Origin of the sequence: Tabrizicola caldifontis, from assembly GCF_004762095.1 — a bacterium.
Taxonomy (GTDB): domain Bacteria; phylum Pseudomonadota; class Alphaproteobacteria; order Rhodobacterales; family Rhodobacteraceae; genus Tabrizicola; species Tabrizicola caldifontis.
In genome coordinates this window covers 146,897-160,077 of the sequence record NZ_SIJH01000010.1, presented here as the reverse complement: position 1 = coordinate 160,077, position 13,181 = coordinate 146,897, and the positions used below count along the sequence as shown (strand labels likewise).

Genomic DNA, 13,181 nt, shown 5'->3' with positions numbered 1-13,181 from the left:
TCGCGCCTTGTCTTCAGATTTTCCAGACTTCCACAGCTTCATCCGCCGCTTCCGCCCGTCACCGTCACGCTGCCGCTTCGGTGAGCCGGTATTTACGGAGACCACACACCAGCCGCAAGAGGGAAAATGACGGGAAGATGACGATTTTTTTCAAACCACCATCTTCCCCTTATAAATCAATATCTTACTCTGCACCTTCCGCCATGCCGGACGGGTCGTGCGTCACCCGGCCCCCGGCCACGGTCAGGGCGATTCCGGTCCGGCCCACCTGTTCGGCCGGAATCGACTCGATATCGCCGTCGATCAGCACCAGATCGGCCGCCAGACCCTTGCGCAGCTTTCCCGTCAGACCTTCCATATGCGCCGCCCAGGCCCCGCCGGCGGTATAGGCCTTGAGCACCTCCATCAGCCCCACCCGTTCGTCCTGGCAGCCTTCGTAGGGCTTGCGTGTCAGCGCCGCCTGGATCCCGCGCATCACGCTGACATCCGTCACCGGCCAGTCCGAAGCAAAGGCCAGATGCGCGCCGTGCTCGGCCAGTGTCCGCGTCAGGTAGGCATCCTTCCAGCGGTGGCGATGGAAGACATGGTCCATCGTGGACATCGGGAAGTCCATCGCGCCGGGCGGATGCGGCGGCTGGACCGATGCGGTGATTCCCAGCGCCCCCAGCCTGGGCACGTCGGCACGGTCGATCAGCTCGATGTGCTCGATCCGGTGCCGGCTGTCGCGCGGACCGTTGCGCAGCCGTGCGGCCTCGTATCCGTCGATCGTCTGCCGCACCGCGCCATCGCCGATGGCATGGACCGCGATCTGCAGACCCCGCCGGTCGATCTCGGTGCAGATGTCCTTGAACCGTTCCGCCTCGAAAAGCGGCGCCCCGCGTTCCGTCGTACCGGGATAGTCATGCAGCATGAAGGCGGTGCGGCTGTCCACCACCCCGTCCATGAACATCTTGACGAAGCCGCTTGTCACCCATTCGCCCTGGAACTCTGCCGCCATGGCGCTCGCGCGGTCCAGCTCGGTCAGATCCATGTGTGGCTTGAAGTGGAAGGGCACCTTCACCCGCGCCGTCAGACGCCCTTCTTGCTCCATCTCTTTCAGAAGGACGCAGGTGTAGCGGTTGCCATCCATGTTCACCATGCTGGTGATCCCATGCATGGCGCAGTGGGCAAGCCCTGCGGCCACCTTCTGCTTGTCCTTCGCCCGCTGGGCGGCGTCAGGCCAGGGATCGGGCTCGCCGCCCGTCGCAATGCCCAGTTGCAGATGCAGATCGCCCGTCAGCGCCAGAACCGGTGAAAAGGCCTCGAACTCCAGCAGTTCGCCGGTCGCGGTTCCGTCCGACCCCATGACGACCACGTGGCCGGGCGGCATCGCCGCCCCGTGCAGGATGCCGGCCGCCTTGAGAGCCGCCGTATTGGCCCATACCGTGTGGTGATCCGGCGCCATCATTGCAATGGGACGGTCGGCGATCACCTGGTCCAGATCCTGCCGCGTCACCGGATGATCCAGGATCTCGTAGGCCGCCCCCTGTGCCATCAACAGCGGCAGTTCCGGGTTCTTCGCCGCATAGTCCCGGAACAGACGCGCCAGATCGTCGAACCCATGCACGCCGCCCAGTTGCAGCTGGGACAGTTCGTTCCCCCCAAGGACCAGATGCAGGTGGCTTTCCACGAAGCCCGGCAACAGCGTCCGTCCGCCCGCGTCCAACAGGCGCGTCCCCGGTCCCGCCAGGGCCTCTACCTCTTCGCGACTTCCCACTGCAAGGATCCGCCCGCCCGACAGGGCCACCGCCTCGGCCCGCGGGTTGTCCTCGTCCATCGTCAGGACCTTTGCGTTGGTGATTATCATTTCGGGGCCAGACATGGCTTCCTCGCTTGCTGCTTGCTTTCTTCCGGATGGGGCGCGCGCCGCGACTATTGCCCCGCGATCTGCTCGGCCATGACGCAGAGCATCTCGAACATCAGGCTGATCCCCAGCCAGGCCGTCCCGCCAGAGGGGTCGAAGGGTGGCGAGACCTCGACCAGATCCGCCCCCACGACGTCAAGCCCGCGCAGCCCCCGTGCCACCTGCAGGGCCTGCCAGCTGTTCGGACCGCCCACCTCCGGCGTCCCGGTGCCAGGCGCGAAGGTGGGATCCACGAAGTCGATGTCGTAGGTCACATAGACCGGCCCTGGCCCGACTATCTCGCGTGCCTCGGCCATCACGTCTTCGGCCCCCCGCGCGTGGAACTCGGCGATCGGGATGATGCGGATCCCGTTGGCCTGGGCGAAGTCCCAGTCCTCGCGCCCGTAGGCCGTGCCGCGGATGCCGATCAGGCAATAGCGCCGGGGGTCGATCAGCCCCTCCTCCACCGCGCGACGGAAGGGCGTGCCGTGGTTGTAGCGCGAGGTGCCGAAATAGACGTCGTTCAGATCGGTATGGCTGTCGAACTGTATCATCCCGACGGGGCGCTGCCTGGCGAGGGCTCGCAGGATCGGCAGGCTGCACAGATGATCACCGCCACCGGTCAGCGGCCGGATGCCTGCAGCCACCACTTTCGCATAGAAGGCCTCCATACGCGCCATCGAATCCATCAGGTCGCCGGGGTTCGGCGCAACGTCGCCAAGGTCGGCGCAGCGCGCCAGCCTGAACGGCGCCACCCAGGTTGCCCCGTTCACCGCCCGGATCATTGTGGACAGGTCGCGCAACTGCCGCGGCCCATGGCGCGGACCGGGCCGGTTCGTCGTTCCACCGTCCCAGGGCGCCCCGATCAGGCCGATCTGCACCTCGGCAAAGCGCGGATGGTCGAAGGGCACATGCGGCAGGCGCATGAAGGTAGGCACCCCCGCAAAGCGCGGCAGATCGAAACCCGAAACCGGCGCGAAAAAGTCATCCGTCATTGTGCCCCCCTGATTCCCGTCGCATCTGAGCACCCGCATGACCCCTTGTCAGCCCCCGTTGCGACATCACAATCGGGGGAAAGCCGCCAGCGGGTCACTCGGCCCCTTGACCCCTTGGCTCCGATCCCGCCTTATCGGTGCAACCCCTTTCAAGGATGCCCCCGATGTTTTCCAAGACTTCCGATCCGACCTCCGCCCCCGTGGCGCCTTCGGTGTCGCGCCCCTCGACCGCCGGGACGAATGTCAGCCGCTCGGTCCTTGGTGCCGACCTGAAGATCACCGGCGAGATCAGCACCACCGGGTCGGTCGAGGTTCTGGGCGAGATCGACGGCAACATCACCGCCCACGGACTGATCATCGGGCAAGAGGGTCGGGTGACCGGCTCGGTCAAGGCCGACACGGTCGAGGTGAAGGGCCGGTTCGATGGCAAGGTGACCTGCGACAGCTTCACCCTCCGCTCGACCGCCGAGGTCAAGGCGGATGTCACGACCGCGGGCATCGTGATCGAAAGCGGCGCCTCGATGGAAGGCCGGTTCCTCAAACCCAAGGGCTGAGATGTCCGGACTTCTGACCCGGACGGATGATGGCGGCATCGCCACCGTGACCCTGTCTTCGCCGCAGACGCTGAATGCCCTGTCTTCGGCAATGCTGGAGAAGCTTGCGGAAACCTTTGGCGCGATCGGGTCAGACGACAGCATCCGCGTCGTGATCCTGGCGGCCGAGGGCAAGGCGTTTTCAGCCGGTCATGACCTGAAGGAAATGCAGGGCTGCCGGACTGCGAACGACAAGGGGCGCTCGGCCCTGACGGCGCTGTTCGACCGCTGCGCCCTGCTGATGCAGCAGATTGCCGCCCTGCCCCAGCCCGTGATCGCGCAAGTGCAGGGCGTGGCCACCGCGGCGGGTTGCCAACTGGCCTGTTCCTGCGACCTGATCGTGGCCTCCGAAACGGCACGGTTCGGCGTGAACGGCATCAACCTCGGTCTGTTCTGTTCCACCCCCGCCGTTGCCCTGACCCGTCGGCTTGCCCCTGCCATTGCCTTCGAGCTGCTGGCGACGGGCGAGTTCCTTGCCGCCCCCCGCGCGCATGACCTTGGGCTGGTCAACCGCCTGGCCACTCCCGACCGGCTGCAGGCCGAAACCCTGGCGCTTGCCGCAAGCATCGCCGCGAAGGATCCCGATGCCATCCGCATCGGAAAGGCCGGTTTCCGCGCACAGATCGGCCTGCCACTGGATCAGGCCTACCGCGTGGCCACCGATGTCATGGTCGAGAACGCGCTTCTGGCGGCGACCGCCCAGGGTATCCAGGCCTTCCTGGACCGCAGCGCGCACAGGGGATGAAGACCCGCGGTCCTAGCGTCGCCAGAAGCTGGGCAGCACCAGCACCAACACCGCCAGCAGGCCCAGCCGACCCAGGATCATGCACAGCGTCATGATCGCGATGGCCCCCGGCGGGAAGTCAATGAAGGTGCCCGTGCGCTCGACCATCGGCCCGAAGCCGTAGCCCACATTGCCCAGTGTCGTCCAGACAGCGAAGAGCGCCGACACGGTATCGACCCCCAGCAGCGTCATCGCCACGCTCATCACGCCCAGGATCAGGATGAAGCTCGACACGAACAGGATCAGCGCGTTCAGGACGTCCTCTTCCACCGTCCGCCCGTCATAGCGGATCGGGTCCACGCTTGATGGACTGCCGATGCGCCGGATCTCGCGCCGCAGCACGGCCAGCGACAGTTGAACCCGGAAAACCGACAGGCCCGCCGCCGAAGATCCCGAACAGGCGCCGACCACGCCCAGAACAAAGCTGACGACCAGCATCGCGCCACCCCAGCTGGGGAAGCTGCCTGCCCCGTAGCCGGTCGAGGACATGATCGAGCTCAGATTGAACAGACTTTCGCGGAAGGCGGTCTCGATACCCGTGTTGCTTTGCCAGACCCGTAGCACAGCCAGCCCGATCACCGCGCTCATCAGCCAGCGGAAATAGGCCCGTGCCTGGGCATCGCGCCATAGGGGGCCGGGGGTTCCGTTCATCAGCTGAACATAACGGATGTAAGGCAGGCTGGCTGCGAACATCGATACCGATGCAGCATACTGTATTGCCGGGCTGTAGCCGCTGAACGAGGTATCCTTGGACGAAAATCCCCCGGTCGCCACAGTGGTCATGCCGTGGATCACCGCATCGACCGCCGGCATGCCAAGAACGGCGTAGGTTAGCATGATGATCACCGTCAGCCCGGAATAGACCAGCAGAAGCTGCCGGGCGATGTCGGTTGCGCGTGGCAGCGCCTTGCCGAAGGTGTCGAAGCCTTCGGTGCGGAAGAACTGCATACCCCCGATCCGCATCAGCGGCAGGAAGATCATGGCGATGAAGGCGATGCCCAGCCCTCCCAGCCAGTTCAGCATTCCCCGCCACAGGTTCATGCCCGTGGGCAGATCCGCCAGACCCGAAATCACCGAGGCACCGGTTGTCGTGATGCCCGACACCGCCTCGAAATAGGCATTCAGAAGGCTTAACCCCGGCGCACCGATCCAGAAGGGCAACGCGCCGAAGAATGGTACCAGGAACCATATCCCTGCGGTCAGCAGATAAGCCTGCCGCGTGTCCAGCGCACGGCCCAGCGCATTGCCGGTGGAAAGCGTCAGCGCCCCGCCCACGACCCCGGTGATCGTCGCAGATACAAGGAAAGCCGTGCCGTTCTCCAGCCCGGCTCGCCAGTCGATGATCGCCGGCGCAAGCATCAGGATCGCCAGAACGATCAGGATGCGGCCGATGACATAGGCGACGGGGCGGAAGTCAACCATGGTGGGCCATGGCTACGCGGCCCCGCCGGTTGCGTCAACCGGCGTGGATGAGGCTTGCGAACAGCCGCGGGTCAAGGCTGGTCGCGGCAAAGGTTTCGCCTTCGGTCAGCAGGCTGATCGCATCGTGGCTGTGCAGACTTTCCTGATGGCTGGCAATCACCCGGAAATCGCCGATCCGGGGATCAGCCCGCAGCGCCTCGCAGAACAGCCGCGCTGCGTCTTCCACGAAGACCGGATTCGCCGCGTTCAGTTCGGCAAAGGCCTGCTCGTCCTCGCGCTTGACCATCACCTGTGTTTCAGTGACCACGGCACTGCGGGCCAGGTCGATCAGATCCTCGATCGCCATCTCGGCCGTCAGTTCCACCGACAGCCGCGCAACCGACCGCTGCGAATGCGGAGTCGCAAGCTGACCTCGCGTCATGCGCGCATGTTCCGAAAGTTCCAGGCTGCACGGGCAGGTCGAGGAATAGACGTAGTCCAGATGCAGGATCCGCTTGCGCACACCGGCGGTCTCAACCAGTTCCAGCGCGATGTCGTAGTACTGCCAGCCGGAAAGGCCCGACCGCAGCGAGGACAACTGCATCGGGAACGACGCGCGCATCTGGATGCGCGCATCGAATGAGCCCAGATCCCGCATGTAATCGTCCAGCGCCGCCTCTATCACGCCGAAGGAGAACTCTCGTTCCGCATGGGCATAGAACGACCGCATGATGCGGCTCATGTTGATGCCCTTCTTTTCCGCCTCAAGGCTGACAGTGCCGGTCACGCTGGTTTCCAGCACCACGGCGCCACCATCGCGAGTGGCATAGCGGATCGGCAGTCGGAAATTCGATATGCCCACATGCTGAATGCGCGCCTTCGCGCCACGGATCAGGCTGGACGGCCCGTTCTGAAGGTCGGGCATGGCGCGCAGATAGGCCGCATCGGGGCGGAAATCGCCCGGATAATCACGCGACAGGGCCGGATAGCCTTGCCCTGGCAGCAGATACCCCACCGCCGCATCCAGACTCGAGATCTCCTCGTCCGAGACCTTCCCCGCCCATTGCCGCAGTACGGCCAACGCAGCCTCGGCCTCGTCACGGGTGGGCAGACGGTCGATCTCGGGGGTGTGGATGTTCATGGGAAGGGTCCTTTCGGTTCGGGCAAGGCAAGAGCCTGCCGTCAATTTCCGGAGAGTCTTACGGATGATGACCGCCGCCGGATCACCCTGGTCCGTGGCAGGCCTTCATCAGATAGGCATTTCAGCCGCCCGCACAAGCGGGGTTTGCGACCGTCACGCGGCGGAAAGCGCCCCGGTCAGGTCGGCGATCAGGTCACCCGCATCCTCCAGCCCCAGCGACAGCCGGATCAGGCCTGGGGTGATCCCCAGCGCGTCCTTCTGGTTCTGCGGCAGGCGCTGGTGGGTGGTGGTGGCCGGGTGTGTCGCGATGGTCCTGGCATCGCCCAGATTGTTCGAAATCTTCGCGATCTCCAGCGCATCCAGGAAGCGGAACGCCGCTTCCTTGCCGCCCTTGACCTCGAAGGTCACAAGCGTGCCCCCGGACCCCATCTGCGCCATGGCCAGCGTGTGCTGCGGATGGCCCGGCAAGCCCGGATAGATCACCCTGGTCACTTTCGGATGTGCTTCCAGCGCCCTTGCCACCTGCAACGCGGTATCCGCCATGGCGCGGCAGCGCAGGTCGAGCGTGGCCAAGCCGTTCAGATGCAACCAGGCGGTGAAGGGGCTCATCGACCCACCCGTATGCTTCATGTAGGGTTCCAGCGTCTTGCGAACGAATTCGCGGCTTCCGCAGACCACGCCGCCAAGCGCGCGGCCCTGACCGTCGATATGCTTGGTCGAGGAATAGACCACGACATCCGCGCCCTGCTCGACCGCCCGCGAAAAGATCGGGGTGGCAAAGACGTTGTCGCAGATCACGATCGCCCCCGCCGCGTGGGCGATCTCGCTCACCGCGCGGATGTCCACCAGTTCGAGCGTGGGGTTCGACATCGATTCGAAGAAAACCGCCTTCGTGCCGGGCGTAACCGCCGCGCGCCACTGGTTCAGGTCGGCGCCATCGACAAAGGTCACATGCACACCGAACTTGCCCAGCACCTCTTCCAGCACATACAGGCACGACCCGAACAGCGCGCGCGACGAGACGACCTGATCGCCCGCCCGGACCACTGACATCAACGCGCCGCTGACGGCCGCCATGCCGCTGGCGGTGGCGAAGGCGTCCTCGGTTCCTTCCAGTGCGGCGATGCGCTCCTCGAACATCCGCGTCGTGGGGTTGCCGTAGCGGGCATAGATGAACTCGTCCTCGCCCGCCTTCAGGAACCGCGCCTCGGCGGCCTCGGCGGAGGGATAGACGAAGCCCTGCGTCAGGAAGATCGCCTCGGCCATCTCGCCGTACTGGCTGCGGCGGCTGCCTTCATGCACCAGCTGCGTGCGGGTCTTCCAGTCCTTCGTCATCGCCCGATCTTTCCTTGCTGGCCTTGCGACCATGAAAAAGCCCCGGACCCTGAAAGGTGCCGGGGTGCGAGCCCTTCACCTCTTTAGCGGCTTGTTTAACGTGGCCCGCAATCCGGTCACAAAGCACCACGAACCGCCTCATACGCCCCGACCCGACCGTGGTCAAGGCGCCACACCCCGGCCCTGTCATGCGCCGGTCATCGCCGCGTCACCCCGCCGTCGCTGCCGCACGCCAGAAGGCGTGCAACCCAGCAGCACGAGGCAGGCCATGACCGACGATTCCCGTCCGATCCGCGCCGACATGGGCCCCGACGGCCTGAAGCTTGACCGTGAACGGCTGGGGCGCAAGCTCGACCTGCTCCCCCCGACCGCGCCCGTGGTGGTGATGATCCACGGCTGGCGCTATGCCCCGGATTTTGCGCGCGACTGTCCGCATGGCTCGATCCTGTCGCTCGACCCGCGGCCGGACGACCGGCGCGCGGTCAGCTGGCCACGGCACCTGGGGCTGAATGGAACGGCCGGCCTTGGCATCGCGCTGGGCTGGAACGCGAAATGCGATCCCTGGCGCGCGCACTGGCGCGCCGGCCGGACCGGCGCTGCACTGGCCGAGATCGCAGGACTGGTCCATGCCCGGACCGGGCGCGGGGTCCAGGTCATCGCCCATTCCTTGGGCGCGCGGGTGGCACTTGCCGCCCTGTCGCAGAGCGCGACAGATCATATCACCCGGATGATCCTGCTGGCACCGGCCGAAACGCGCGGTCGGGCGCTGGCTGCAATGGGCACGCCTGCGGGCCGATCGGTGGAGGTGATCAATGTCACCACCCGCGAGAACGACTTGTTCGACGCCTGCTTCGAATGGGGAATCCACCTTGGCCTGCGCACTTCGATCGGTCAGGGCCTCGGGCGCCGGCTGCCAAACTGGCACGATCTTTGGATTGATCAGGCACAGACGCTGCAGGCGCTGGCCGCACTCGGCCACCCGCTGACCGCCCCGCCCCGGCGTATTTGTCACTGGTCCCCCTATCTGCGCCCCGGCACCATCGCGCTTTACCGCGCGCTGATCGAGGGGCGGCTTGCCGTGCGCGACCTGCCACTGAATCGCCCCGGTCGGCGCTGGTCGCGGCTGCTTCTGGGAGGGCGCGGCTGGCAACCCGGACCCGATGCCTGCCACACTTGATTTTCGCCGGAACCCGCGCGACAGTCGTGACCTGGCACCCGGTTTTCCGCAGCCCCTGATGCGGCACCCACTCGTCCTCATCCTTGCCGTCCTGCTGCCCGCAATCCCGGCCTGGTCGCAAACCTGCGCCGACCGCAGCGGCAACTACACCGCCCGTATCTCGCTCTGCGATCAGGCGTTAGATGCGTCGGACAATCCCGGCGACGCGGCCTTTGCCCTGGCGATGAAGGGCGAGGCGCAGCGGATGCTGGGCGACTACGAAGCTGCGGCGGCAACCCTGCAACAGGCGCTGGAGGTGACTCTGGACAATTCCTGGGTCTGGGTCGAACTGGGCAATGTCCGCCATGATCAGGGCGATCTGGCCGGGGCCCTCGCGCATTATTCCGCGGCGCTGGCAGTCGAAGACCATGCAGACGCCTGGGCCAACGGGGCAGAGGCCTGGTGGCAATTCCGAATGGATCAGCGGTGTTCCGACGATGCCGACAACGCACTGCGTCTTGATCCCGAACATGCCTTTGCGAACGAGATGAAGGGCCGCTGCGTGACCGTACTCGGCCGCGCGCAAGAGGCGATCAGCTATTTCGACATGGCCATCGCACTGGCGCCCGGCTACCAGAACGCCTACTGGAACAAGCTGGCCGCGCTGGCCGTGCTGGGCCGCCATCAGGAGGTGATCACCACCGCCGACAAGGCAATGAGCCCGGATGTCGTGCCAAACCCCAATCCGGTGATCGAGGTAGACATCCTGTCCCGCCGGCTGATGGCTGTGGCACAGATGGAGTCCCCCGAAACCGTCACCGCCGGGGCGCTGGCCCTGCTCGCCCGCTATCCGGACAACCTTACGGCATTGCACATCCTGGGCCGTGCCCTTCTGGATGCGGGCAAGGCGGCCGAGGCCGATGCTGCAACGCAGATCTTGCGCAGCAACCCCGACGACAAGCAGATGGCGGCGATCTTTCACGACACCCTGGCGCGGATCGACGTGGCGCTGGACCGGCTTGACGACGTCTAAGCCAGCTATTCCGAGGCCATGCGCCTTGAACCCGGCCTGTCCCGCACCTACGCTCGCAGCCTGTCGGGCCTTGGCTTCCTTCCGCTGTCGAACACGCCGGCAGCGGTGCTGACGGCGCTCAGACGCTGCCTTGATGTGAAGAAGAATACATGTCTCGCGAAGGCCTGAAGCCGAACGCCACCCCTCAGACCGGTTGGCCGTCATCGTCCAGATTGATCACCGTCAGCACCATGGCGCGCAGGACCATCTGGCCGATTACCGGCAGGACCGCCCAGAACAGCAACCAGTGCGAGGCATCCATCACCTGGATCAGCGTTTCGTTCAGCAGCAGGAAGGCGAAGTTGTATACCACCATCATCCGGGTAAGGTTCGGCAGGTGGCCGCGCATTTCCGCGTCAGGCCAGAAGCTGGCGGCGGTGTCGTTGCGGTTCTTCAGGACATCCATCAGGAAGATGGCACCGATGACAACATAGAACACGCTCTGCATCCTCTGGCACCAGATCGGCGCATCGACTGCGGCCAGCACCAGAAGCGGCAGCCCCGCAAAGCTGAGCGCCAGCAAGGCCGTGCGAGCGGGCGAATAGCGCGTCCGCATCCGCAGGACCATGCCCTCGAACCCCAGCGCGATACGAACCGCCAGCGCCAGCAGGAAGGCCGTAACGAAGGCCTGACCTTCGTGGTCGGCGCCAAGAAGCACTGACAGGGCCGGGTAGCCCAGCAAGAGCACTGCGCCGGGAATGTACATGCTGCGCGAGATCGGCGGCAGATCCTGGAACAGGCTCAGGAACAGGCGGATCACGTCGAACGGCTGGCGGTGCATGGCGGCGAACTCCCACAGCTTCGCCGTTCTCATTATCCGCGCATCAAGGCAGGTCTGCGGCAGGAAGCTGACCTTCAGGCGGCATTCCTGTGCACTCTGTCAGGGCTTGTCTTCGGGCGGCTCTTCCATGTAGCGCGCCAGCATCGCGAACTGCGCCATCAGGAACAGGAACAGCGCGGCGGGCATGGCGAACGTTTCAAGCTTCACCCAAAGCTCTGTCGATTGCGTGCGCCAGATCCCTTCGTTCGCAATGGCCAAGGCCGCAAACATCAGCGCCAGCCGCCGGGTCAGGATCATCCAGCCCTCTGGTTTCATTGGCAAAGCTTCGGACATTACCCATTGCAGCAGGCTGACCCCACGCAGCAGGCCCGCGCCAAGGATCAGCGCGAAGGTGCCATAGACGATCGTCGTCTTCATCTTGAAGAAACTCTCATCGTTAAACCAGGCGGTCAGCCCACCAAAGAACACGACCATCACGGCAACAAAGATCTGCATGCGCGACAAGGCGCCCGTCAGCCACCACAGGGCCGCAATCGAGGCCAGAAGCAGCGGCACCAGAATGACCGCCGCCACAATGAAGCCCGAATATTCGGTTCCGGCGATCAGGAACGAGTCATCCTTGATCCACATGTAGATCACGAAAAAGGCCAGCGTCGGCCCCAGTTCCAGCACTTGCTTCAGCACCGGATTGATCTTCCGCTCAGCCATCCTGGGCCCTTCCCGTTCCTTGTTCCGCCTATCTGGCCCGGATCGGTCAGCGGTTCAAGGGCGGCGGCGCATGGCAGGATGCCACGGGCGGCCGAGACAGGTGGCAAGCCCGGCCCCCGCATCCCGCTGTCGAGGCACAATCGCGTCACCGCCCGACAGGCACCAGGGGGACGTCCCTTGGGCGGAAGGGACCGGGCCGGCCACGCAAGGCCCGATCCGCTCTGGCGCAAAAGGGGCCGTCGAATGGCCCCTCAACCTTCAGATCCCACCAGCGCACGGGCAAAATCATCGGGGTCAAACGGGGCGAGGTCGTCGATCTGTTCGCCCACGCCGATGGCATGGATCGGCAGGCCGAAGCGGTCGGCCAGCGCCACCAACACGCCGCCCTTGGCGGTGCCGTCCAGTTTGGTCATCACGAGGCCCGAGACATCGGCGATCCTGCGGAAGATCTCCACCTGGGTCAGCGCGTTCTGGCCGGTGGTCGCGTCCAGCACCAGCAGCGTGTTGTGCGGCGCGGTCGGATCGACCTTTCGGATCACGCGGAAGATCTTGGCCAGTTCCTCCATCAGGTCGGCCCGGTTCTGCAAGCGGCCTGCCGTGTCGATCAGCAGCAGGTCCGCGCCCTCGGCCTTGGCCTTCGTCAGCGCATCAAAGGCGAGGCTTGCGGGGTCCGAGCCTTCGGGGGCGGTCAGCACGGGGACGCCCGCCCGTTCGCCCCAGATCTTCAGCTGATCCACCGCAGCCGCGCGGAAGGTATCGCCGGCTGCGATCACCACCTGCTTGCCGGCGGCCTTGAACTGGCTGGCCAGCTTGCCGATCGTCGTGGTCTTGCCCGACCCGTTCACCCCTACCACCAGCACGACCTGCGGCTTCTGCGGATAAAGGGGCATCGGCCGCGCCACCGGCTGCATGATCCGCGCCACCTCGGCCGCCAGCGCCGCGCGCAGCTCGGCTGCCGAGACCCGTTTGCCGAAGCGCCTCTCGGCGATGTTCGCCGTCACGCGCACCGCCGTCTCAACCCCCATGTCGGCCTGGATCAGCAGTTCCTCCAGGCTTTCCAGCATGGCATCGTCCAGGACACGGCGGCTTTCCTCGCCCCGGCCCAGGATGCGCCCCAGCAGGCCTGGTTTCGCGGATTCGGCCGGAGCGGGCGACGCGACAGATCCGGTGTCGGGCGCCGTCGAGGGTGCAGCCGGGGCAGGGGCCGCGCCAGCCTCGTCCCCTGGCCCCCCTTCGGCGACCAGCGCCTCCAGCCCCTCGCCAATCTTGTCCGAGGAACGGAACAGACGGTCCTTCAGCTTCTTGAAAAAGGACATGGCCCACCGCCTTTCCT

At 65.5% G+C, this 13,181-nt stretch carries 13 protein-coding genes and 1 riboswitch; of the genes, 5 read left to right on the top strand and 8 right to left on the bottom strand.

What is annotated here, in order from left to right; all coding sequences use genetic code 11:
• Positions 1-184 precede the first annotated feature (184 nt).
• Both EYB42_RS10330 and EYB42_RS10325 read right to left on the bottom strand, forming a co-directional pair.
• On the bottom strand, positions 185-1,861 hold the full coding sequence (locus tag EYB42_RS10330; RefSeq protein WP_135450020.1) for an amidohydrolase: 1,677 nt from the start codon (positions 1,859-1,861) through the stop codon (positions 185-187).
• Between the two features lie 50 nt (positions 1,862-1,911).
• On the bottom strand, positions 1,912-2,877 hold the full coding sequence (locus EYB42_RS10325; RefSeq protein ID WP_135450019.1) for an agmatinase: 966 nt from the start codon (positions 2,875-2,877) through the stop codon (positions 1,912-1,914).
• A 164-nt stretch (positions 2,878-3,041) separates the two neighbouring features.
• On the opposite strand from EYB42_RS10325, the gene EYB42_RS10320 reads away from it, so the two are divergent.
• Together EYB42_RS10320 and EYB42_RS10315 are read left to right on the top strand one after the other, a co-directional pair.
• On the top strand, positions 3,042-3,431 hold the full coding sequence (locus EYB42_RS10320) for a bactofilin family protein (RefSeq protein WP_135450018.1): 390 nt from the start codon (positions 3,042-3,044) through the stop codon (positions 3,429-3,431).
• Position 3,432: 1 nt separating this feature from the next.
• The gene (locus EYB42_RS10315; protein ID WP_135450017.1) at positions 3,433-4,215 is read left to right on the top strand and encodes an enoyl-CoA hydratase; all 783 of its coding nucleotides are present in this window, start codon (positions 3,433-3,435) and stop codon (positions 4,213-4,215) included.
• A 12-nt stretch (positions 4,216-4,227) separates the two neighbouring features.
• On the opposite strand, the gene EYB42_RS10310 is transcribed toward EYB42_RS10315, so the two are convergent.
• The 3 genes from EYB42_RS10310 to metZ form a co-directional block, all read right to left on the bottom strand.
• Positions 4,228-5,676: a TrkH family potassium uptake protein gene (locus EYB42_RS10310; RefSeq protein ID WP_135450016.1), complete on the bottom strand. Its 1,449-nt coding sequence runs from the start codon at positions 5,674-5,676 to the stop codon at positions 4,228-4,230.
• Between the two features lie 34 nt (positions 5,677-5,710).
• Complete coding sequence (gene folE2 / locus EYB42_RS10305) at positions 5,711-6,796, bottom strand: GTP cyclohydrolase FolE2 (protein WP_135450015.1); 1,086 nt, start codon at positions 6,794-6,796, stop codon at positions 5,711-5,713.
• A 153-nt stretch (positions 6,797-6,949) separates the two neighbouring features.
• Positions 6,950-8,131 carry an O-succinylhomoserine sulfhydrylase gene (gene metZ, locus EYB42_RS10300; RefSeq protein ID WP_135450014.1) on the bottom strand — a complete coding sequence of 394 codons (1,182 nt, stop codon included), beginning with the start codon at positions 8,129-8,131 and terminating at the stop codon, positions 6,950-6,952.
• 62 nt (positions 8,132-8,193) lie between these two features.
• Positions 8,194-8,271: riboswitch (SAM riboswitch) on the bottom strand.
• Positions 8,272-8,399: 128 nt separating this feature from the next.
• On the opposite strand from metZ, the gene EYB42_RS10295 reads away from it, so the two are divergent.
• Genes EYB42_RS10295 through EYB42_RS17350 form a run of 3 tightly spaced genes read left to right on the top strand, consistent with a single transcriptional unit; the run spans position 8,400 to position 10,488 of the window.
• Positions 8,400-9,308: an alpha/beta hydrolase gene (locus tag EYB42_RS10295; protein ID WP_135450013.1), complete on the top strand. Its 909-nt coding sequence runs from the start codon at positions 8,400-8,402 to the stop codon at positions 9,306-9,308.
• 58 nt (positions 9,309-9,366) lie between these two features.
• Positions 9,367-10,320, top strand: a complete 954-nt coding sequence (locus EYB42_RS10290) for a tetratricopeptide repeat protein (protein WP_167850987.1) — start codon at positions 9,367-9,369, stop codon at positions 10,318-10,320.
• Between the two features lie 18 nt (positions 10,321-10,338).
• On the top strand, positions 10,339-10,488 hold the full coding sequence (locus EYB42_RS17350; protein ID WP_167850986.1) for a hypothetical protein: 150 nt from the start codon (positions 10,339-10,341) through the stop codon (positions 10,486-10,488).
• A 16-nt stretch (positions 10,489-10,504) separates the two neighbouring features.
• On the opposite strand, the gene EYB42_RS10285 is transcribed toward EYB42_RS17350, so the two are convergent.
• The 3 genes from EYB42_RS10285 to ftsY all read right to left on the bottom strand — a co-directional run bounded on the left by EYB42_RS10285 (position 10,505) and on the right by ftsY (position 13,164).
• Entirely contained in the window at positions 10,505-11,173 is a 669-nt protein-coding gene (locus tag EYB42_RS10285; RefSeq protein WP_135450011.1) for a hypothetical protein, read from the bottom strand.
• A gap of 66 nt (positions 11,174-11,239) precedes the next feature.
• Positions 11,240-11,848: an inner membrane-spanning protein YciB gene (locus EYB42_RS10280; RefSeq protein ID WP_135450010.1), complete on the bottom strand. Its 609-nt coding sequence runs from the start codon at positions 11,846-11,848 to the stop codon at positions 11,240-11,242.
• A 251-nt stretch (positions 11,849-12,099) separates the two neighbouring features.
• Complete coding sequence (gene ftsY / locus EYB42_RS10275; protein ID WP_135450009.1) at positions 12,100-13,164, bottom strand: signal recognition particle-docking protein FtsY; 1,065 nt, start codon at positions 13,162-13,164, stop codon at positions 12,100-12,102.
• Positions 13,165-13,181: the final 17 nt, after the last annotated feature.